General features: G+C 60.9%; 20 protein-coding genes. 5 read left to right on the forward strand and 15 right to left on the reverse strand.

Annotated elements, in window-relative coordinates:
- Nucleotides 1–158 precede the first annotated feature (158 nt).
- Entirely contained in the window at nt 159–1,166 is a 1,008-nt protein-coding gene (locus tag RBB49_RS23570) for a TIGR03842 family LLM class F420-dependent oxidoreductase (protein WP_306145359.1), read from the reverse strand.
- A gap of 245 nt (nt 1,167–1,411) precedes the next feature.
- Between RBB49_RS23570 and cofD the strand changes: the two genes are divergently transcribed.
- From cofD to cofE, 5 genes are read left to right on the forward strand one after another with little or no spacing between them, the layout of a single operon-like run.
- Entirely contained in the window at nt 1,412–2,374 is a 963-nt protein-coding gene (cofD, locus tag RBB49_RS23575; protein WP_306145360.1) for a 2-phospho-L-lactate transferase, read from the forward strand.
- Nucleotide 2,375: 1 nt separating this feature from the next.
- Complete coding sequence (cofC, locus tag RBB49_RS23580; protein ID WP_306145361.1) at nt 2,376–3,041, forward strand: 2-phospho-L-lactate guanylyltransferase; 666 nt, start codon at nt 2,376–2,378, stop codon at nt 3,039–3,041.
- A complete protein-coding gene (gene cofH / locus RBB49_RS23585; protein WP_306145362.1) occupies nt 3,038–5,416 on the forward strand; it encodes a 5-amino-6-(D-ribitylamino)uracil--L-tyrosine 4-hydroxyphenyl transferase CofH in 2,379 nt (792 codons plus the stop codon). Before cofC ends, cofH begins: the two co-directional genes overlap by 4 nt.
- Before the next feature lie 29 nt (nt 5,417–5,445).
- Nucleotides 5,446–6,450, forward strand: a complete 1,005-nt coding sequence (gene fgd, locus RBB49_RS23590) for a glucose-6-phosphate dehydrogenase (coenzyme-F420) (protein WP_306145363.1) — start codon at nt 5,446–5,448, stop codon at nt 6,448–6,450.
- Nucleotides 6,451–6,457: 7 nt separating this feature from the next.
- Complete coding sequence (gene cofE, locus RBB49_RS23595) at nt 6,458–7,216, forward strand: coenzyme F420-0:L-glutamate ligase (RefSeq protein WP_306145364.1); 759 nt, start codon at nt 6,458–6,460, stop codon at nt 7,214–7,216.
- Nucleotides 7,217–7,223: 7 nt separating this feature from the next.
- Here cofE and RBB49_RS23600 read toward each other — a convergent pair whose 3' ends face one another.
- From RBB49_RS23600 to RBB49_RS23665, 14 genes are read right to left on the reverse strand one after another with little or no spacing between them, the layout of a single operon-like run.
- Nucleotides 7,224–7,529: a YciI family protein gene (locus RBB49_RS23600; RefSeq protein ID WP_306145365.1), complete on the reverse strand. Its 306-nt coding sequence runs from the start codon at nt 7,527–7,529 to the stop codon at nt 7,224–7,226.
- An 8-nt stretch (nt 7,530–7,537) separates the two neighbouring features.
- Complete coding sequence (locus RBB49_RS23605) at nt 7,538–9,499, reverse strand: TRAP transporter large permease subunit (protein ID WP_306145366.1); 1,962 nt, start codon at nt 9,497–9,499, stop codon at nt 7,538–7,540.
- Between the two features lie 14 nt (nt 9,500–9,513).
- The gene (locus RBB49_RS23610) at nt 9,514–10,566 is read right to left on the reverse strand and encodes a C4-dicarboxylate TRAP transporter substrate-binding protein (protein ID WP_306145367.1); all 1,053 of its coding nucleotides are present in this window, start codon (nt 10,564–10,566) and stop codon (nt 9,514–9,516) included.
- A 25-nt stretch (nt 10,567–10,591) separates the two neighbouring features.
- Nucleotides 10,592–10,984, reverse strand: a complete 393-nt coding sequence (locus tag RBB49_RS23615; RefSeq protein WP_306145368.1) for a YciI family protein — start codon at nt 10,982–10,984, stop codon at nt 10,592–10,594.
- A 12-nt stretch (nt 10,985–10,996) separates the two neighbouring features.
- Nucleotides 10,997–11,653, reverse strand: coding sequence for a malonic semialdehyde reductase (locus tag RBB49_RS23620; RefSeq protein ID WP_306145369.1), 657 nt, complete (start codon nt 11,651–11,653; stop codon nt 10,997–10,999).
- Nucleotides 11,654–11,672: 19 nt separating this feature from the next.
- Entirely contained in the window at nt 11,673–12,509 is an 837-nt protein-coding gene (locus RBB49_RS23625; RefSeq protein ID WP_306145370.1) for a 3-keto-5-aminohexanoate cleavage protein, read from the reverse strand.
- Between the two features lies 1 nt (nt 12,510).
- A complete protein-coding gene (locus RBB49_RS23630; protein ID WP_306145371.1) occupies nt 12,511–13,398 on the reverse strand; it encodes an intradiol ring-cleavage dioxygenase in 888 nt (295 codons plus the stop codon).
- Nucleotides 13,399–13,408: 10 nt separating this feature from the next.
- Nucleotides 13,409–15,166, reverse strand: a complete 1,758-nt coding sequence (locus tag RBB49_RS23635; protein ID WP_306145372.1) for an FAD-dependent monooxygenase — start codon at nt 15,164–15,166, stop codon at nt 13,409–13,411.
- A 21-nt stretch (nt 15,167–15,187) separates the two neighbouring features.
- Nucleotides 15,188–15,766 (reverse strand): VOC family protein, encoded by a 579-nt coding sequence (locus tag RBB49_RS23640; RefSeq protein ID WP_306145373.1) that lies wholly within the window; start codon nt 15,764–15,766, stop codon nt 15,188–15,190.
- Between the two features lies 1 nt (nt 15,767).
- A complete protein-coding gene (locus tag RBB49_RS23645; protein ID WP_306145374.1) occupies nt 15,768–16,850 on the reverse strand; it encodes a branched-chain amino acid ABC transporter permease in 1,083 nt (360 codons plus the stop codon).
- Nucleotides 16,851–16,860: 10 nt separating this feature from the next.
- A complete protein-coding gene (locus RBB49_RS23650; RefSeq protein ID WP_306145375.1) occupies nt 16,861–17,724 on the reverse strand; it encodes a branched-chain amino acid ABC transporter permease in 864 nt (287 codons plus the stop codon).
- Nucleotides 17,721–18,428, reverse strand: coding sequence for an ABC transporter ATP-binding protein (locus RBB49_RS23655; protein WP_306145376.1), 708 nt, complete (start codon nt 18,426–18,428; stop codon nt 17,721–17,723). Before RBB49_RS23655 ends, RBB49_RS23650 begins: the two co-directional genes overlap by 4 nt.
- On the reverse strand, nt 18,428–19,147 hold the full coding sequence (locus RBB49_RS23660; RefSeq protein ID WP_306145377.1) for an ABC transporter ATP-binding protein: 720 nt from the start codon (nt 19,145–19,147) through the stop codon (nt 18,428–18,430). The genes RBB49_RS23655 and RBB49_RS23660 overlap by 1 nt, the downstream gene beginning before the upstream one ends.
- Before the next feature lie 52 nt (nt 19,148–19,199).
- Nucleotides 19,200–20,480, reverse strand: coding sequence for an ABC transporter substrate-binding protein (locus RBB49_RS23665; RefSeq protein WP_306145378.1), 1,281 nt, complete (start codon nt 20,478–20,480; stop codon nt 19,200–19,202).
- Between the last annotated feature and the right edge of the window lie 2 nt (nt 20,481–20,482).

The raw sequence follows: 20,482 nt of genomic DNA on the forward strand, positions 1-20,482 counted from the left end.
GCGAGGTGAGGCCATTTTGCCGTCCTTCGGATTTGGCCGTTTCAGCCATCTGCAGCGTCGCGAAAGGCTTGAAAATGAAGCACATTTCCTGCGCTTTCACTCCTTGCAGTTGGTCAAAACGATCCAAACCAAATTGACTTCATTTATGAGCCCGTACCCTAGGCTTTCCTGAAGCCCGGGATAATCTCGTTGCCGTAATCCGCGATGATTTTTTCCTCATCGCCACTGTCGAGATAGATGTTGAACTGGGTGACGCCGGCTTTCTCAAGCTCTTTCAGCTTCGCAATGTGCTGATCGGTCGTTCCCAGGACGGCAAAGGCATCGACGATGTCATCGGTAATGAAGTCCAGGAACGGATTGTCCTTCTGCCCGTGCTTCGAATAGTCGTAACCGCGCCGCTTCTCGATATAGGACGTCAGGCTCGACGGAATGTCTTCGTGGTCTGATCCGTATTTTTCGACAATGTCCGCCACATGGTTGCCGACCATGGCTGGGAACCATTTTACGTGCTCGCGCGCGCGTTTGATGTCTCCCGTATATGCGGGTGCTGCGGCCATGATCCGGTAGTTGTCCATGTTGCGGCCGGCTTCCTCGCCGGCTTTGCGGGCAGTGTCTCCGAGCCATTTGCAGATACCGGGATCCGCGATCTGCAGGATCAGCCCGTCGCCGACTCGGCCGGCCGTTGCCAGTGCTTTCGGCCCGTAGGCCGCGATCCAGATCGGCGGCTCGTGGCCGACCGCCCATGGGAATTGCACGGGTTCCGGGCATTCGCCATACTGGGCTTCTTCACCTCTTATGAGCTTGCGCAGCACGTCCGTGAACTCTTCGACGCGTTTCAGCGGCGCCGGCTTCATGCCCATGACGCGCACGGCGCTGTCACCGCGGCCGATACCGATGTCGAACCTGCCGCCGGACTGCTTCGCCAGAGAGCCGAAGAGGCTCGCGGCGACAGACCAGTCGCGCGTGTTCGGATTGGTCACGCACGGACCGAACCGCATGTGCTGGGTGTGCTCCATACACATCGCCATGGCCACGTAACTGTCCCGCCAGAGGATATGGCTGTCGTAAAACCAGCAATAGGTGAAGCCGGCATTCTCGGCTTGCCGAACCAGCGCCTTGGCACGATCAGCATCGACAAAACCCTTGAAGCAAATTCCAAATTCCATCCCGGTTTCCCCTTGCAATCGCACCAGTCACGGCACCTGTCATATTCTCGCCAGGCACTTGCTGTCAGCCGTTACCTTTCCGCGAAACAATGGGGCCGTCAATATTTTTTGACCATTTGATAAAAATTTATGCACTCAACCACTTGATCAATGCCCGTTCTTGGGCACTACTTGAAACTCGCGTCGGGTCCGTTGAATTCAAGGCACCCCCCAGACACTGAACCGCGCTACGAGGTAGACCCCGAATGGGTTCAAAAAAAGTGATAGCGCTGTCCGGTGGTGTTGGTGGCGCAAAGCTCTCGCAAGGTCTGGCAAACGTCATGCCGCCGGAAGATCTGACGATCGTCGTGAACACGGGCGACGATTCGCTTCACTATGGCCTGTTCGTGACGCCCGATATCGACACGCAGCTCTACACGCTGTCCGGCCGGGCGGATTTGCAGCGCGGGTGGGGACGGTCCGATGAAACCTGGAACGCAATGGATACGCTACGCGAACTTGGCGAGGATGTCTGGTTCAATCTGGGTGACAAGGATCTCGGGCTGAACCTGCTGCGGACGATGCGAATGGCGCGCGGAGATCGTCTGACGGACATTACCGCCGATTTTGCAAAACGCTTCGGGCTGACCAGCAGGATACTTCCCATGTCGGATGATGCGGTCAGCACCCAGATAAGATGTTCGGACCGCGACTACGAGTTTCATGAGTGGTTTGTGGAAGCAAAATGCGCTCCCCAGGTCGTGGACGTCGTTTTCAGGGGAAGCGAACAGGCGACCGTGACGCAGGAAGTCCGGGACGCCTTTGATGATCCCGCGCTTGCTGCCGTGATAGTGTGTCCGTCCAATCCCTATTTGTCGATTGCCCCGATCCTGGCGGTGCCGGGGATGGCGGATTTGCTTGCGCGGTGTCCGGCCCCGGTCGTCGGCGTCACGCCTGTTGTCGGCGGCGAAGCGATCAAAGGTCCGACCGCGGCCATGATGAAAGGCTTCGGCCTTCCGGTGACCGCTGCAGCAGCGGCGTCCATCCACGCGGATTTGTACGACGGCTATGTGGTTGACACCCGGGACGCAGACCAGGTGCCGGAGTTCGAAAGGATCGGTTCAGGTCTCGCCGCAACAACGCATGATACGATGATGGTCGATCTGGAAGCGAAATCGAGCCTGGCAAGGTCCGTCCTCGATTTCGCACGCAAGCTTGAAGGATCGTGACATGACGGTGTGGGCGCTCCTTCCGGTGAAGAAATTTGCAGAGGCGAAGACCCGCCTCGGCACCTGGTTGCCGGATGCACAACGGGCCGGACTTGCCCGTGCCATGTATGAGGATACGCTTGCCGCGCTTGCCGCTTCTACCGGGATCGAAAGGATTGCGGTGGTGAGCAGCGACGAACAAGCACACGCCATCGCAACCCGTGCAGGTGCGCTCTGCCTTGACGATCCCGGGCTGGATCTGAACGCCGCGCTGGAAGCAGGGCGTTCCGAACTGTTGTCCATGGGCGCGTCGATCATCGTTGTTTTCCCGTCGGACATTCCGGCACTTCGCCCGCAAGATGCCGACGCAGTCGTGGACGCCGGCCGTGAAGGCCGTGCGGCCGTGATCGTGCCTGATCACCTGCGCACGGGAACGAATGCGCTCCTGCTGCACCGGACCATGCCGCTTCGGTATTCGTTCGGACCGGACAGCTTCGAGGCGCACACACGCCTGGCGCGGGAAAGCGGGGTTGAGATGCACATGCTCAGGCTGCGCAACATTGAATGCGACTGTGACACGCCGGAAGACATTCTCCGCTTAACGGCAGTTCCGCCAGGCAAATTCACCACCCGAAGCCTGGAAAACCTGAAGCCCGCTTCGGAAGGTTCCGTGAGGTTCGCACGATGAACATACACCAGCACCGCTCGCTTATCAGCTCGATCATGGGCGCAGACGACATCAGCGGCCTGATGGCTGAGAGCCGGGCGAAACGGGATGCCGGCTTCGGTTCGATCGTCACCTATTCGCCCAAGGTCTTCATTCCGCTGACAAAGGCGTGCCGCGATGTCTGTCATTACTGCACGTTTGCCAAGCCGCTGCGCAGCGGTCAGAAAGCCTATCTCGAGCCTGAAGAAGTGCTTGAAATCGCCCGGCAGGGCGAAAAGGCGGGCTGCAGCGAAGCGTTGTTCACCCTGGGCGAAAAACCGGAGCTGCGATACAAGGCAGCACGGGAGGCTCTGGACAGGCTCGGGTTCGAGACCACGCTTGACTACCTGGCTCATGTCGCCGGGCTGGTCAGGGATCAGACTACGCTGCTGCCGCATCTGAACCCCGGAACGCTGACAAGGGAAGAGTTTGCGCAGCTCAAGCCGTTTGCAGCGTCGATGGGCATGATGCTGGAAACGACGTCTGAACGCCTTTCGGCCAGAGGCGGACCTCACTTCGGCAGTCCTGACAAGGCACCTCGCGTGCGGCTTGACACGCTCGATGCGGCCGGTCAGGCCGGTGTCGCATTTACGACCGGGCTGCTGGTCGGCATTGGCGAAACGCGAGAGGAACGCATCGACGCCATCCTGAAAATCCGTGCATCCCATGAACGCTATGGCCACGTGCAGGAAGTTATCATTCAGAACTTCCTTCCAAAGCCGGATACGAAAATGCGGGCCTTTCCGCCTGCGGACCCGTTTGAACACCAGTGGACCATTGCCGCCGCCAGATTGCTGTTGCCCGACGACATCAGCCTGCAGGCACCGCCCAATCTTGCAGCCGGCAGCGGCGCGGAATTGCTGGAAGCCGGAATAAATGACTGGGGCGGTGTTTCGCCGGTGACAATCGATCACGTCAATCCCGAAGCGCCGTGGCCGTCCTTGGACAGGCTGTCGGACATCACAGCCTCGGGTGGGAAAACACTGGCGCCGCGTCTGACAATTTATCCGCGCTTTCTGAAGAACGCGGAGACATGGCTCGACCCGAATATGCGCACCAGTGTGCTTCGAGCAAGCGATGCCGAAGGTCTCGCATTCGAAGGACGCTGGACACCCGGTGCTCTTGAAACACCACCCGTGATCCGCCCGGGCGGATCGGTCGATCCCGCCATCCGGGAGATACTGGACCTGCCACCTGGAACGGAACTGGACGAAAGGCAGATCGTTTCCCTTTTTGCGGCCCGGGGAAAGAGCTTTCACGCTGTCTGCGATCATGCCAACCGGCTGCGGCAAAGCGTGAACCGCGATGAAATCCACTACGTCGTCACGCGGAACATCAACTACACCAACGTGTGCACCTATAGCTGTGCGTTCTGCGCGTTTTCGAAAGGCAAGACGCACGAGACGTTGCGCGGGCCCGCCTACGATCTGGATATGAAGGAATTCGCCAGGCGCGTTTCAGAAGCCTGGGACCGGGGAGGCACCGAGATTTGCCTCCAGGGAGGAATTCACCCCGATTACACCGGCGAGACCTATCTCAATCTGCTGCGGGTCGCACGGCAGGCCGCGCCCGGCATTCACATTCACGCCTTTTCGCCACTGGAGATCTGGCAGGGAGCCAGAAGCATCGGCCTCTCGCTGACCGAGTTCCTGTCGCTTCTGAAAGAAGCCGGACTGTCCTCCTTGCCCGGGACGGCCGCCGAAATTCTGGATGACGAGATACGCGCGCTCATTGCTCCGGACAAGATCACGACCGACCAGTGGTTTGACGTCATGGAGGCGGCGCATGGTCTCGGTCTGAAGAGCACTTCAACGATCATGTACGGCCATGTGGAAGCCCCGGTGAACTGGGCCCGCCACCTGTTGCGGCTGAGACGTCACCAGCTGAAGTTCAACGGCTTTACCGAATTTGTTCCGCTTCCTTTCGTGGCGCTGGAAGCGCCGATGTATCTTCGCGGTCATTCCCGCCGTGGACCGACCTGGCGAGAGGCGGTTCTGATGCATGCAGTTGCCCGGATCGTGTTCCATGGCGCGATAGATCACATTCAGACGTCCTGGGTGAAGATGGGTCCCGAGGGGGCCGAAGTGTGCCTGCGTTCCGGTGCTGACGACCTCGGCGGCACGTTGATGAACGAGAGCATCACGCGGGCGGCCGGTGCCGTTCACGGCCAGGAATTCGCACCGTGGCAGATGGAGGATCTGATCCGGTCGATTGGCCGAGAGCCCGTTCAACGCTCCACCGTTTACGGACCGGTGTCCGAGGAACGCAGGCAGCGCGCCATGCAGGCCGCCCCTCTGGACGCGATGGTGAACACGCCGTTTACGGGCAAACGCCTGCGGCAATCGCAACAAGCATAGTAATTTTAAAACTCGACTGGAGTATCCCAATGTTTCGCATCGGCTATAAAGCGTCGGCAGAACAGTTCACACCCCGGGCATTGATGGAATATGCAGTGCTGGCCGAGGATCTCGGACTGGACAGCGCGTTTATCTCCGATCACTACCAGCCATGGCGGCACACGGGCGGCCATGCACCCCATGCCCTTGTCTGGCTCGGTGCGACAGGGGCCCAGACCAGGAGAATCCAGCTCGGAACTTCGGTGCTGACACCGACATTCCGTCACCACCCGGCCATGATCGCTCAGGCTTTCGGCACACTCGGTTCGATGTTTCCCGAGCGGATCATCTTGGGGGTCGGCACCGGTGAAGGGCTCAACGAAGTGCCCGCCATCGGTTGCGAATGGCCGGAACGGAAGGAAAGGTTCGCGCGCCTGCGCGAGGCGCTGCGGCTGATCCGGCAGCTCTGGCGCGAAGACCGCGTCAGTTTCGAAGGAGACTACTACAAGACAGAGAGCGCGACGATTTACGACCGGCCCGAAAAGCCCGTCCCGATATATGTCGCCGCCGCCGGTCCGATGATCGCAAAATATGCGGGACGCTTTGGCGATGGTTTCATTTGCACCTCAGGCAAGAACCCCGCGCTTTACGCCGAAACGCTTATCCCGAACCTCGAAGCGGGCTTGCAGCAGCAGGAACGGCAGCCGGATGCCGTCGACCGCATGATCGAAATCAAGCTTTCCTTTGACACGGACGTGGCCCAGGCCAAGGAGGACACGCGGTTCTGGGGCGCTCTGGCCTTGACCCCGGAACAGAAAATGACCGTGGAAGATCCGCTTGAGATGGAAAAACTCGCCGATAGCCTGTCATCAGACCAGACCGCCAGCCGCTGGATCGTTTCGGCGGACCCGGACGAAGTCGTTGAAAAAATCAGACCCTACACGGATCTTGGTTTCAACCACCTCGTGTTTCATGCCCCGGGTCCCGATCAGGCCCGCTTCCTGCACCAGTTCGCAGAACATGTGATGCCGCGCCTTCGCGCTGCTTTCGGTTGACGCGGCCGTGGCACGTCTTTGCCTTGAAACGCTTGACGATTTTCCGCTGGTGGAGCCGGGGGACGACCTTGGCGACCTCATCTGCGCGTCTTTGCACGCCGCAGGGCAGAGCCTGAAGGATGGCGATATTCTGGTCCTGGCTCAAAAGATCGTTTCCAAGGCGGAAGGGCGCTACCGGACCCTTGCCGACATCGTGCCCGGAGCAGACGCACGCGCGCTTGCCGCTGAAACCGACAAGGATCCGCAACTCGTCCAGGCGATCCTGGATGAAAGCACCGAGGTGGTCCGCAAACGCAGGGGCGTCCTGATCGTCCGGCACAAGCGTGGCTGGGTCATGGCGCAGGCCGGCATCGACCAATCGAACATTGAGGGAGGCGACGCAGGCCGTATTCTTCTGTTGCCTGAAGATCCGGACGCTTCCGCCTTCAGACTGAAAGAAGTACTTGAACACCGGTATGGAGTTGCGCTCGCGGTCGTCATCGCCGACAGCTTCGGACGGCCTTTCCGGAACGGCACCACGGGGATCGCGGTCGGCGCAGCCGGGCTGGAAAGCTTCATCGACAAGCGCGGCGAAACAGATCTTTTCGGCAAAGAACTCATGGTATCAACGATCGCGCATGCGGACGAGATCGCTTCGGCGGCCTCCGTTCTTATGGGACAGGCTGACGAGGGCAAGCCGGTTGTCCTGATCAGGGGGCTCGACAAATCGAAGCATGTCCCCGCTTCGGCTCTGATCAGACCGATCGAAGAGGATATGTTCCGGTAAGCCGCTTTCAGGTACCGTTCATGTTGTTTTGCCGGACGTGGACGGCAGAGATTTCGACCGTCTCCCACACATCCGCGGCCTTGAGCGGGTCGTCTGCAAAAAGCTGTTCGATCCGGGTCCGGTCTGGCGCATCCAGCAAAAAGAAGGAGCCGCACATGGTCTCGCCATCATCTTCCGTAAGCGGGCCGGACAGCAACACCTTTACGCCTTGGCGGGCAGGGGCCTCGCCGAGATAGGCGCGGTGAAGATCGATGACGTCCAGGCGCTGGTGCAGCGCATCCGGCCGGTCCTTGGCAAAGACGACAAAATGCACGGCAGCTCCTATTCAAACACAAGGCTGAGGGCCGGAATGAAGGTGAGCAGCAACGTAACGATCGTCATCATGACCACGAACGGAAATGTGCCGATGAAGATGTCGCCAAGCGTGGTGTTCTTGTCCGAGATGGTCGCCTTGACCACGTAGACCGTCAGTCCGAAAGGCGGCGTCAGGAGACCGATCTCCACGGCGATCACGGTGACGATGCCGAACCAGATCAGGTCGCCGCCAAGCCCGGTGACGATGGGCAGCGACAGCGGCAGAAGGATCAGCATGATCGAGGTGGAATCGAGGATCATGCCCATGACGATCACCAGGAGCAGGTAGATCATCATGAAACCCATCAGTCCGAGCCCGGCATCGGAGAACAGCAGGGTGATCTCCTGCGGGATCGTCGACAGCGTCAGCATCCTGGAATACATCGACGCGGCGATGATCAGAAGGAGGATCGAGACGGACACCAGACCGGTGTCGACCAGGACCTTCCAGAACCGGGCCCAGGTCAGGCTGCCCTTGGCAACGGCGACCGCTATGGAGGCAGCAGCTCCTGCCGCGCCCGCTTCCGTCGGTGTGAAGAAGCCGGAATAGATGCCGCCGAGCACGATGATGACGAGCACGGTGATCGGGATCAGCTTGACGACGGCAGTGCCCCAGGTTTCGCCCTCGATCACGGCTGGCCGGTCGCTTTGCATCACCATCTTGGGCCGGAAGCGGGCCATCAGGTAGATCCCGACACCGAAGACCAGCGCCAGGAGGATGCCCGGCACGATGGCAGCGAGGAAAAGCGCGCCGACGGACTGTTCCGCCAGAACGCCGTAGATGATCAGTAGCAGACTTGGCGGGATCAGCATGCCGAGGACAGAAGATCCGGCGACCACCCCGAGCGCGAAGCGATTGTTATAGCCGTTGGCCACCATCTGCGGCACCGCGACCCGTGAGAACACAGCCGCCGAGGCGATGGAAATGCCGGTGATCGAGGCAAAAACGGCGTTGGCGGCAACGGTCGCCATGCCCAGGCCGCCCCGGATCTTCTGCAGCATCCAGGCAGCGACCCGATAGGCATCGCGGCCGATATCCGCCGTGTCGACGATCAGGCCCATGAGGACGAAAAGCGGCACGACGCCGAACAGATAACGGTTGATGGCCCCGTCCGCGGCCAGTGCCAGCGAGCGCATCGCGACATTCGGATTGTCGCGGATCAGCCAGATGCCGAGGAAGCTGAGCAGGATAAGAACGACCGCGATATGCGCGCCGGAGAAGATCAGCATCAGCATGAAGAAGATGGCGGCGACACCGATCTCGATCCGTCCGAGATCTGCAAAAAACACCCCGTAACCGAGTATCAGCAGAAGCGCGAACCCGATCAGGATGGGCAGACCCTTGGGCGGCAGATCGACGGAGTGGCGGATTGTGAGGGGTTCCACGCGCGAGGCATTCAGGATTTCCTTCACATCGGTGAGCACCTGCGTTGCAAAGGCGAGACATGTCAGGATCGAGCCACCGAAAAGGCAGGCCTTGATCGGCCAGACAGGCGCGGTGAAAACGCCCTGCGCACCGAAAAACTCGTTCTCGATCCAGGCATCCACGAGCTTCGGCCATGTGCCCCAGGCGATCAGGGCGAAGACAAAAATGCCCGCGAGATGAAAGAACACGCGCATGACGGCGGCTGCGAAGGGCCTGTGCTCTTCGATACTGCCGATGAGAATGTCGGTGCGGGTCATGCGCCCGCTCATGACGGTGTGACCTGCCTGCAGAAAAACGATGGCAACGATGGAGTTGGCAACGATTTCCGCAACGCCCTGAACGGGCGAATTGAAAAATGTGCGGCCGATGATGTCCGAGCAGATCAGCAGCATCAGGCAGAAGATCCAGATCGACGCGGCCGCACTGACGGCGCCGGTGAGCGAGGAGACCCCGTTCACCGTCCGGTCGGCGCCGTGGCGGAATTGTCTTGATGTGATCGCCACGGCGAGCCCTCCGCTTATTTCTGCGTCCAGTCGATGCGCGGCTCGAGGCCCGCATCACGCACCTTGGCCATGTAGGCCTGCAGCACATCTTCAGCGCCTTTGGAGGCATTGGCGTCGGACCAGTCCTTGGCAAGATTGGGAAGACCGTCGGACCAGGCCGTGACTTCCTCGGCCGGCAAGGTCGTTACGGTCGCGCCGGCCTCCGGCAGTTTTGCGAGGAAGTTTTCATAGCGCTGCATCACCTCTTCGGCGTGGGCCACGGTGTATTCCTCACCAAGCTCCGTCAGCACCTTGCGCACATCGTCAGAAAGCCCGTCCCAGACATCCTTGTTGATGCCGAGACCACCGGTCATCTGCGCCCCGATCCCCACAAGCGTCACGTAGGGAGCGACCTCGTAATGCTTGTTCGGAAACGCGCCGGTGATGATGACCACCATGCCGTCGGCAACGCCGGTCTGGATCTGGTTGTAGTAGGTCGGCAGTGCCCCGTTCACCGGAACCGCGCCCAGATGCTTGATCCAGTTGGCAGACGGGCCGGGTGCCAGGATCTTGCGGCCTTCCAGGTCCTTCAGGGAATTCACCGGAAAATTCGTCAGAAGGTGGTAGGTTTCCACACCGCTGGCCCCGAGGAAAACGACATTCTGATCGTCCCAGGCCTTTTGCAGTGCGGGCAGTTCGCGGTGCAGTTCATTCATGATCTGCAGCGTCGCCACAAGATCGTCGGACACGAACGGCGTGAAATAGGTCATGTTCTGGAGCGGCATCTTGGAGCCTTCCCAGAGCGTGCCGACCCAGCCGGCATCGGTCAGACCGTCACCGACGGCTTCAAGCGTGTCCTTGAAGCCGTAGAGCGATCCGCCATAGGCTTCGGTCCACTCGATCCGGTCATCCGATCCCATCGCCTCCAGGCGCTTGTTGGATTCGCCGACCACCAGCGTGGACAGCTGGCCCACCCAGGGCAACACGGTTGGATGGCTGGAAGCCATGGTCAGGTTGTAGGTTTCGGCTTGCGCCGGTGCTGTGGCTGCCGCCACAACAAGGCTGAGTGCAGCTATCATGCGTTTCATCGTTGTTCCTCCCAAATAGCGGTCATCAGGAGACCGCGTGGCGTCCTGTCGAGAAATTCACCTCGACCGTGATCCGGCCTTCGTTGAGCAGCCAGGGCCGGATCGTGAAACTGCGCGCACCCGAGGAATGCATCGGGTCCGTCTCGGCGATCTCTCTCGCGTGGGCGAGGTTGTCGGCACGTATGATCACCATGCCTTCGCCGTTCCAGGTGTGTTCGTCATCGGCCCAGAAGGGACCGGCGCCGAGCATGATGCCTCGCTGTTCCAGGTCGACCTGGAACTTCAGGTGCTCTTCGATGTTTTCCATGACCGGCCCCATGCCGTTGGTCGGGCTGGTGAAGACGACGAAGAGCTGCTTTTGCAGCATCCCCGCCGAGGCTTTCAGGATGTCGTCCTTGGTGATGTGCGGGCCTGACATTGCATGATCCTCCTAAAGTGTCTGGCAGACGTCGGCGTAGTCGAACCTTGGCAGCCGCCGGAAAATCTTCGACGTATCGGCGTAGCCGAGGTTCACCAGAAAATTCGATTTGAGGGAGGTGCCATGGAAGAATTCCTCGTCCACCTTGTTGTTGTCGAAACCGGACATGGCCCCGACATCCAGCCCGACGGCTCTGGCGGCGAGCATGAAATAGGCACCCTGCAGCGTCCCGTTCCGGAAGGCGTTCACCTGAGCCGCCGTCGAGTTGTTTCGGAAGATGTCCTGGGCACCCGGGTTCGGCGGGAACAGCTTGGGCAGTTCTTCCCAGAAGTTGAGGTCATAGGCGATGATCGCCGTCACCGGTGCGGTGCGCATCTTGGGCCTGTTGGCTTCCATCAGGCAGGGTTCCAGCCGGTCCTTAGCCTCCTCCGAGCGGATGAATAGCACCCGCATAGGCTGCTGGTTCATGGACGTCGGACCCATTTTTGCGATGTCATAGAGCGCATGAAGTGTCTCTTCGGACACATCGCGGTTTTGCCAGCCGTAATGGGTGCGGGCGGCAGTGAACAGAAGCTCGAGGGTGGTCGGGTCCGCTGCGTGTTCCATCACCTGGAAGGCACGGGCGGCCTCTCTGGCTTCTGCGTGGGCGGCTTCGAAGGGATCGCTCATTGAAAGGGTCCTGGGTGTTTCATGGGGTGTGTTGAGAAAGGCCGAGCAGAGTGCGGGCCTCGGAAGCCGTTGCGACCGGCCGGTCATTCGCCGCACAGATCTCCGCCGTTCGCTTGACGAGGGCGGCGTTCGACGGCGCGAGCCGGTCCCGGTCGAGACGGATATTGTCCTCAAGCCCGGTGCGGGCATGGCCGCCGGCGGCAATCGACCATTCGTTCAGGGTGATCTGGCTCGCACCGATACCGGCGGCGCACCATTCGGCATCCGGCATCAGGCGTTCGACTGTTTTCACGTAGTAGTCGAATACGTGTTTGTCCGCGGGCATGGCGTTCTTCACGCCCATGACGAACTGGATGTAGATGTTGCCCGGGATGCGTCCGTCGCGGTTCATTGCCGCCGCCTGGTGGATATGGCTGAGGTCGAACGCCTCGATCTCCGGCTTGACGTCGTGGGTCTTCATTTCCCCGGCCAGCCAGTCGACGAGGTCCGGCGCGTTTTCATAGACGCGGGTCGGGAAATTATTCGAGCCGACCGAGAGCGAGGCCATGTCCGGTTTCAGCGGCAGCATGCCGCCGCGTTCCTTGCCCGCGCCGGACCGGCCGCCGGTGGAGAACTGGATGATCATGCCGGGGCAGTGCTTTTCCAGGCCTTCCTTGAGGCGGGCGAATTTTTCCGGATCGGAACTCGGGGTCTGATCGTCATTGCGCACATGCGCATGACAGATCGTTGCCCCGGCCTCGAACGCCTCCTGGGCGCTTTCGACCTGCTCGGAAACCGTGATCGGCACGGCCGGATTGTGCTCCTTGCGCGGCAGGGAGCCGGTGATCGCGACGCAGATGATGCAGGGCTTGGACATCTTACGCCTTCTTCGGTGCCAGCACGAAATCGAATTCCACGTCCCAGAAAGAGGGCCCGCTGAAGCCGGCCTCCCGGGTCTTTTCCGGGTCCTCGATCTTGCGGAAGTCAGCAATCAGGCTTTTCTTCACGCCGAAGACGCTGTCGGAATCGATATATTCGTCGTCCGGGTCGAAGATATGCGTGGTCAGCTCGTCGTAGCCGTCCTTGGACACGATGTAGTGAAGGTGAGCCGGCCGGAACGGGTGCCGTCCAAGCCGGTTGAGCATGTCGCCGACGGGGCCGTCTGCCGGGATCGAGTAATGCTTCGGCTTGACCGCCCGGAACCAGTATTTGCCGTCTGGTCCGGTCCGGAACACGCCGCGCAGGTTGAATTCCGGCTGGATGCCCTTCTGCTGGACGTCGTAAAAACCTTCGTCATTGGCCTGCCAGACATCGATCTTCACCCCTTCCATCGGGTTGCCGTCGATATCCTTGACCATGCCGCGCACCAGAAGGTCTTCGCCTTTCTCGTCGAGGCAGATGTTGTGGCCCATCTCGTATTCCGGGGCATCGCCCAGGTGGAACGGGCCGAGGACGGTGTTTTCCGAGGCTCCCGTCGGACGGCGCGAGTTGACCGCATCCACCAGCATGGAGACGCCGAGCACATCGGACAGGAGGATGAACTCCTGGCGCCAGTCATCGCATTTATGGCCCGTCGCCGTCAGGAACTGGATGGCCTTGAACCATTCCTCCTGCGTCGGCTCGATCTCCTTGACCGCCTCGTGCAGCTTGCGCGTTACGACTTCCATGATTTCCTTGAGGCGCGGGTCGCTGGCGTTCTTGTTGCGGCCCGTGACCACTTCCGCAGAGTTTTCTTCGGTGAAATAACCAAGTTCGTGAGCTTCCATCGGGCTCTCCTTAGCGTGCAAGAATTTTGGAAAAGACGCGCCGGAGATCTCCGGCGGGATCGCTGGTCAACCCCGTGCTGCGCCAGGCGACGTGCTGATCCGGGCGCACCAGAACGCAGCCCTTGTCGCTGACTTCACGTGCCCGCGCCCAATCACCGGTGTGATCGACGTATTTCCGGCGCGGACCGATCACGTGCACGACGACGTTGAGGCCAAACTCCGCACCAACCGACCTGGCGGTTTCTTCCCAGGCTTCGCCGCCGATGCCGGTGAAGAGGGTGAAGGTTCCGCCACCGCACAGGTCAAGCGTCGAGAACTTGTCACCGCTGTCGTGATCGAACAGCCAGCAATGGGGAATGCGGGCTCCGGGCCATGTGGTTGCCTGGTAGTGAAGTTCGGCATCACGTTCGAATGCCGGTTCCGGCTGGCCATCCGTTTCGATCGCGCTCGATTTGTAGCGCTGGTTCATTTCCACGCCATGGGCGTCGAACTCGTACTTCTTGAAGGCGATCGCCTTGCGGATGGCTTCGCGTTGGGTCTCGGCGGCATCGGTGCTGTCGCAGCGGGCAACCAGGTTCTGCTGCATGACTTCCGGATCGACGCCTTCGCCCATGCCGAGCGCTTCGAAGATCGGGCCGAACTCGGCAATGGACTGGTTGGCACGCGTCACGATCTGTCTGGCGACCGGCGCCCGTTCGACGCTGTAGCTGTCAAGCAGCGCTTCGCCTGCCTGACCCTTCAGAACCGCCGCAAGTTTCCACGCGAGGTTGAAACTGTCCTGAATGGACGTGTTGGATCCGAGGCCGTTCGACGGCGGATGCCGGTGCGCCGCGTCGCCCATGATGAACACGCGGTCCTTCTGCATGTGCGTCGCGTACATGTTGTTGACGGTCCAGGTGTTCGCCGAGATCAGCTCGATCGTGAGATCCGGATCGCCCACCAGCTGGCGGGCAACGTCGGTCGCCATGGCTTCATCGACTTCCGGAGCCGGCTGGTTGATGTCGTAGCCCCAGACAATCAGCCACTCGTTCCAGGGACGCACCATCCTGACAAGACCCATGCCGATGCCGCCGACATCCGCACCGGGCTGCATGATCCAATAAAGAACGGATGGTCTGTGCGCGACATATTTGGACAGGTCCGCCCTGAACAGAATGTTCATCGATCCGCCGACACCCATCTTGCCCTCGAAAGGCAGTCCGGCATGTTCGGCAACAAGGGAATTGCCGCCATCGGCACCGACAAGATACTTCGAACGGACGGTGAATTCCTTTCCCGACAACCGGTCGAGGCACGTGGTGGTGACACCTTCCGCGTCCTGTTCGTGGGAAAGGTACTGGGACGACATGCGCGCCTGGGTTCCCCGCGAACAGGCCGTCTTGAACAGAAGCGGCTCCATGAAGGTTTGCGGCAGGTCGTTCATCATCGTGGGCGAGGCCATCAGGTGTTCCGCCTTGGACAGCGGATGGTTGCCCCAGCTTTTCATGCGGCCGATTTCCTCGCCTGCAAGGCTTTCGCAAAAGACGTTCTCGCCCATCAGTTCCTGATGCGCTGCGAACAGATAGGCTTCGTCCTCGACGTCGCGCCCGAGATCCCTGAGGACCTCCATGGTGCGCTGATTGGTGATGTGCGCACGCGGCGTGTTGGCGAGCCAGCGATAGCGGTTGATCGCCATGTTTTCGATACCGTAGGTCGACAGAAGCGCCGCTGTTGCAGAGCCCGCCGGGCCGGTGCCGATGATCAGGACATCGGTGCTGAAATCAGCCATTTGTCTTTCCTCCAAAATCGATCAGGACCGGGGATCCCAGAGGCGCGCCTCGAAATCCGCCTCATAGGCCTTGCCGTCCGGGTAACTCACAAGTTCAAGCTGCATGCCCCAGGGGGCGAGGAAATAGACCCAGGTTTCACCGGCGGACGGGCCCTCGCTCATCGTCGTCGGCGCACCCAGCACCTCGATGCCCTTGTCCTGCAGGTAAGCGACCGCGCCATCCATGTCGGTGGTGTAGAAGGCGAGGTGATGCCCGCCGATGTCGGAGTTGCGCGGCGGCTCGTTTTTCTGGTCCGGTGCGGTGTACTGGAAGATTTCCAGGTTGGCGCCGTTCGCGCAGCGCACGAGCCGCATGGCCGGGATGGTCGCCTTCGGATCGACGTTGAGGTGATCTTCCATCCAGGTGCTGTCGCCGCCCGAAAAGGGGCCAAGCGGATAAAACGCCTGGCAGCCGAGCGTCCCGGTGAAAAACGTAACCGCCTGTTCCAGGTCAGGCACGGTGAAGCCGATATGATCCATGCCTTTCATGCCGGGCAGACCCTCGGCCGCCGCCATGGAACCGCTTGCGATCAGGCACAGGGCCGCAAGTGACTTTTTCATTTCAACCTCCCGGTTTTTCGGTGGAGCCGCCGGAGAGCCTGCGGCGGATGGGAAAGAGTTCGATGCCGGTGCGGTCTGTGAAGAGGCCCCAGAGGCCGCGCGGTGCGAACAGCATGATGACGATGCCGAGCAGGCCGAGGACCAGGAGGTACCAGGAGCCGTAGCCGGACAGGGAATTCTGTAGGGCGAAGAAGATGAGGACGCCGATGATCGGCCCCTCGATCGTGCCAATACCGCCGATGACGACGATGAAGATTACGTAGGCGGTCCAGTCCAGCACGGAGAAGGCGGCGTCGGGTGAAATCCGCGCCTTCTGCACGTAGATCAATGCGCCTGCGAGACCTGTAATGAAAGCGGTACTCAGGTAAACGATTGTCTTCAGGCGCTGCGCGTCAACACCGACCGAGCGGGCGGCATTCTGGTTGTCGCGCACCGCTGCGAGGCCGAGCCCCTGGCGGGAGCGCAGCAGCCGGTAGACGACACCGACCGTGACGACAGCCAGGATCAGTGCGAGCCAGAACGTGATGACATCGGTGGCCACGGATGTCTTGAAGCCGAACGTGTCTTTCAGAAAATCGAGGCCGAACATGTCCCGGGTCGCGCTGCGGGGCAGGGATGTACCCGTGCCGCCGCCAAGCGCCTTCCACTGCGCAACGGTCAGGCGCACGATTTCCGCAACCACCCAGGTGCCAATGGCGAAATAGGCGCCCTGCAGACGGAAGGTGAAGAAGGCGGTCGGGATGGCGAGCAGGGCAGCTGCGCTCCCGCCCAGCAGGATCGAGACGAGCGGATCGAGATCCAGAAGAATGACACCGCCGAACATGGCGTAGGCACCGATGCCGACAAAGGCCTGCTGTCCCACGGAGACGAGGCCCGCATAACCGGCGAGCAGGTTCCAACCCTGCGCCAGCACCAGCATGGTGAGGATGAAGAAGAGATCCTGGATCAGGCTTCGCGAGGCATAGAACGGGGCGAAGGCCAGAACGATCACGAGAAGGGCGGCAAGGCCGAGGAACAGCGTCGAGGTGCGCGTCCGTGTCTCGACGGACCAGGCGGTTCGGGCTGTTTGGGTGGATGTGGTCATGGCAGCCCCCTCAATCCACGGCCCGCGGGAACAAACCGCGTGGCCTGAACAACAGGACGATGACAAAGGCGACATGACCGGCAAGGATCTGCCATTCCGGGTTGATGGCAGCTCCCAGCGTCTGCGCCACGCCGATGATGATGCCACCGGCAAGCGTGCCCCAGAGCGAACCAAGCCCGCCGATAATCACGGCCTCGAAGGCATAGATCAGGCGCGCCGGACCGATCGTCGGGTCGAAATTGGCGCGGGTTCCGAGATAGAGCGCGGCAATCGTCACGACGACCATCGCGATTCCGGTTGCGGTCGCGAAGATGTTCTGGGGACGGATTCCCATCAGACTTGCGGTGACGGCGTCGTCCGATGTGGCGCGAAAGGCCCGGCCAAGCGAGGTGCTGTAAAACAGCCGGTTCAGACCGACAATCACCAGAACCGCGGAGAGGAAGGTCAGAAGCGGCATGACGCCGACATTGAGAGGACCGAGTGCCAGAGACGCGGTTTCCAGTGCGCCGACGGAAAGGCGCTGGCTATCGGCGGAAAATCCCTCCAGAAGCGCGTTCTGGATCACGATCGACAGGCCGAAGGTGACAAGCAGTGGCGGCAGGATGTCGGGCCCGAGCGTCCGGTTGAGAACATGCATCTGCAACAGCCAGCCGATACCGAACAGGACCGGAGCCGATATCAGTGCCGCCAGGAACGGATCGATACCGAGCAGCGTCACCAGCACCAGGATCAGGTAGGCGGCCATGACAATGAGATCGCCATGGGCAAGGTTCACGAGCCGCATGATTCCGAAGACAAGGCTGAGCCCTGCGGCAAAGAGCGCATAGAGGCCGCCGAGCAGGACCCCTTGGACGATTGTGTCGGCCCAAATCATGCGGCAGCTCCGAAATAGGCGTTGTGAATGGCATCGCGGCTCAGATCGGAGGGAGCGCCTTCCAGCGTGACCCGTCCTTCCATCATGCAGTAGACGCGGTCGGCGACTTTCAGCGCCTGGCCGATATCCTGTTCCACCACGACGATGGAGGTGCCGGTTTCCTTGATTTTCGGCAGCGCGGCGTAGATGTCCTTGATGATCACCGGCGCGAGGCCCAGGCTGATTTCATCGCAAAGGAGCACGCGCGGATTGGACATCAGCGCCCGTCCGATCGCGACCATCTGCTGCTGACCGCCTGAAAGGGCCGTGCCGGGATTGAGCCGGCGCTCTTTCAGAACCGGAAACATCTCGTAGACGGATTCAAGCGTCCATGCGCCGCTCACCTTGCGGCCGTGCGCGCCGATGAGGAGATTTTCCTCGACACTGAGCGAGGGAAAGAGTTTGCGCCCCTCGGGCACCATGGCGATGCCCTTCTTCACGATATCGGCCGCGTGGGCGGAACCGATCCGGTCGTTGTCGAATATGATCGCGTCCGCCCGGTTGGTGAGAACACCGGAGATCGAGCGCATCAGTGTGGTCTTGCCGGCCCCGTTCGCGCCGATGATGGCAACGGTCTCGCCCTCCTGGAGCCGGATATCGACCCCGAAGAGCGCCTGGAAGTCGCCGTAGTGGGCGGTGAGATTGTCTGTCTGAAGCAATGCCATCACACATCGATCCCGAGATAGATTTCACGCACTTCCTGCGAGTTCATGATGGCGTCCGGTTCGCCGATGCCGATCACCTTGCCGAAGTCGAGCACCAGAAGGCGTCCGGCGACGGAAGTCAGGGCATTGAGGACGTGTTCGATCCAGATGATCGACATGCCGCCGGAATGGATCTTCTTGATGGTCGCGACTAGCGCGTGGCATTCGCCCTCGGTGAGCCCGCCTGCGATCTCGTCGAGCAGAAGCACCTTGGGCCGGGTCGCCATGGCGCGGGCCAGCTCCAGGCGTTTGCGCTCCAGAAGGCTTAGACGCCCGGCGACTTCATTGGCCTTTCCGATCAGCCCCGTCTCGACAAGGATATCCGCGCATTCATCGGAAACCGCGCTTTCCGGCAGTCTGTTGCCGAAGGCCCCGGCAACGACGAGATTTTCGAAAACCGTCAGTTTTTCAAAGGGCTGCGGGATTTGAAATGTACGGCCCAGCCCGCTCAGGCACCGTTCCATCGGCGGGACATGTGTCACGTCCCGGCCGAGAAATTCGATCCGGCCCTCATCGACCGGCAGATTGCCGGTGATCAGATTGAACAAGGTCGACTTGCCGGCGCCGTTCGGTCCGATCACCCCCAGGGCCTCGCCATTCGCGAGATCAAAGGTAATGTGTTGCGAAACGCGCAGCGCACCAAAGGCCTTCGACACATTGTCAAGCGCCAGGATCGTCATTGGTTCACTCCCTCAAGCCGGGCGCGGACACCAGGTCCACGACCGTCAATCCTCAGGTGATCGGTTCCATCTTGCCGCCGGTCGGAATGTCCGGCGCGGTCTGGTTGTCGGTGATGACCAGGTCGTAGCCACCACCGTCCTTCAGACGCCACTGACCGCCGACCAGTGGCGTCTTGGCAACGTTCTTCTGGGCAAAGGGCGGAAGGCCCTTCCCATCCCAGGCAATGGGCCCGACGATGGTGTCGAGTTTCGTTGCCGCGATGACTTCCGAAACCTCGTCGGCGTCCGTCGGATCACCGGCGCGCTTCATGACATCCGCCGCCAGTTCGAAGAGCGCGTGCACGAATCCGATGGGCTGTGTCCAGGGTCGTCCGGTGGCTTCGGTGAAACCCGATGCAAGCTGGCCGGAGCTTTCACCCGTGAGCGAGGACGAGAACGGGTGTGTCGGGCTCCACCAGACTTCCGACGAGAGGTTGTTGCCGGCATCGCCGAGCGCTTCGACAGCCTGCGGGAACAGGATCGCCTTGCCGATCGAAGCGACTTTGGGCGTGAAGCCCTGTTGCTTGGCCTGTGTCCAGAACGTGGTGAAATCCGGCGGGATCATCACTCCCGTGACGATGTCCGCATTCGCCTGTTTGAAGGCGTTGATCTGCGCGGTGAAATCGTCCGTCAGGTTCTGGTAGCGCCCGGGGTCGGTCAGGCCGTAACCGAGCTTCTCAAGCACGGGGGGAAAGCCCACATTCGGGTCGCCCCATGCATTGCCGTCGCCGTCATTGGGGAAGAGACCGCCGACCTGCTTGTTGGTGTCGAGCTGTCCCCACATGTTGGTAAAGACCGCGATGACATCCTCCAGGCCCCAGAAGAAATGGTAGGAGTAGTAGAACGGCTCCCAGCTTCCAGGATCGCCTGGGTTGCCCTGCTGGCCGATGAACCAGGGCTGCCAGGGCGCGACCGTCGAGATGCAGGGAATTTCTTCGCTTTCGCATGTGGTCGTGACCGGATTGGTGGTTTCCGGGGTGGAGGCCACCAGCATCAGGTTGATCTCATCGTCGATGATCAGTTCGCGGGCGACTTCCGCGGCCCGGTTGGGGTTCGACTGGCTGTCCTTGACGATCACCTCGATGTTGAGGCCTTCTGCCTTCGCGGCAGCGTTGAAACCGCTGATGATGAAGTTGTCGGCTTCGGCGAAAGCGGCGAGGGGGCCGGTTTGCGGGCTTACATAGCCGAGCTTGATCGGCGTTCCCTGCGCGCGGGCAGGCAGGGCCAGACCCGACGAGCCTGCAAGAGCGGCCGTTGCCGCGGTCGATTTCAAGAATGTGCGTCTATTCAACATGT

The organism is Roseibium sp. MMSF_3412 (assembly GCF_030733265.1).
Taxonomy (GTDB): Bacteria; Pseudomonadota; Alphaproteobacteria; order Rhizobiales; family Stappiaceae; genus Roseibium.

Excerpts from the sequence above, each read along its gene's own strand:
- RBB49_RS23570 (WP_306145359.1), bottom strand. The coding sequence starts at position 1,166 with ATGGAATTTGGAATTTGCTTCAAGGGTTTTGTCGATGCTGATCGTGCC.
- cofD (WP_306145360.1), top strand. The coding sequence starts at position 1,412 with ATGGGTTCAAAAAAAGTGATAGCGCTGTCCGGTGGTGTTGGTGGCGCA.
- cofC (WP_306145361.1), top strand. The coding sequence starts at position 2,376 with ATGACGGTGTGGGCGCTCCTTCCGGTGAAGAAATTTGCAGAGGCGAAG.
- cofH (WP_306145362.1), top strand. The coding sequence starts at position 3,038 with ATGAACATACACCAGCACCGCTCGCTTATCAGCTCGATCATGGGCGCA.
- fgd (WP_306145363.1), top strand. The coding sequence starts at position 5,446 with ATGTTTCGCATCGGCTATAAAGCGTCGGCAGAACAGTTCACACCCCGG.
- RBB49_RS23610 (WP_306145367.1), bottom strand. The coding sequence starts at position 10,566 with ATGAAACGCATGATAGCTGCACTCAGCCTTGTTGTGGCGGCAGCCACA.
- RBB49_RS23615 (WP_306145368.1), bottom strand. The coding sequence starts at position 10,984 with ATGTCAGGCCCGCACATCACCAAGGACGACATCCTGAAAGCCTCGGCG.
- RBB49_RS23620 (WP_306145369.1), bottom strand. The coding sequence starts at position 11,653 with ATGAGCGATCCCTTCGAAGCCGCCCACGCAGAAGCCAGAGAGGCCGCC.
- RBB49_RS23625 (WP_306145370.1), bottom strand. The coding sequence starts at position 12,509 with ATGTCCAAGCCCTGCATCATCTGCGTCGCGATCACCGGCTCCCTGCCG.
- RBB49_RS23630 (WP_306145371.1), bottom strand. The coding sequence starts at position 13,398 with ATGGAAGCTCACGAACTTGGTTATTTCACCGAAGAAAACTCTGCGGAA.
- RBB49_RS23635 (WP_306145372.1), bottom strand. The coding sequence starts at position 15,166 with ATGGCTGATTTCAGCACCGATGTCCTGATCATCGGCACCGGCCCGGCG.
- RBB49_RS23640 (WP_306145373.1), bottom strand. The coding sequence starts at position 15,766 with ATGAAAAAGTCACTTGCGGCCCTGTGCCTGATCGCAAGCGGTTCCATG.
- RBB49_RS23645 (WP_306145374.1), bottom strand. The coding sequence starts at position 16,850 with ATGACCACATCCACCCAAACAGCCCGAACCGCCTGGTCCGTCGAGACA.
- RBB49_RS23650 (WP_306145375.1), bottom strand. The coding sequence starts at position 17,724 with ATGATTTGGGCCGACACAATCGTCCAAGGGGTCCTGCTCGGCGGCCTC.
- RBB49_RS23655 (WP_306145376.1), bottom strand. The coding sequence starts at position 18,428 with ATGGCATTGCTTCAGACAGACAATCTCACCGCCCACTACGGCGACTTC.
- RBB49_RS23660 (WP_306145377.1), bottom strand. The coding sequence starts at position 19,147 with ATGACGATCCTGGCGCTTGACAATGTGTCGAAGGCCTTTGGTGCGCTG.
- RBB49_RS23665 (WP_306145378.1), bottom strand. The coding sequence starts at position 20,480 with ATGTTGAATAGACGCACATTCTTGAAATCGACCGCGGCAACGGCCGCT.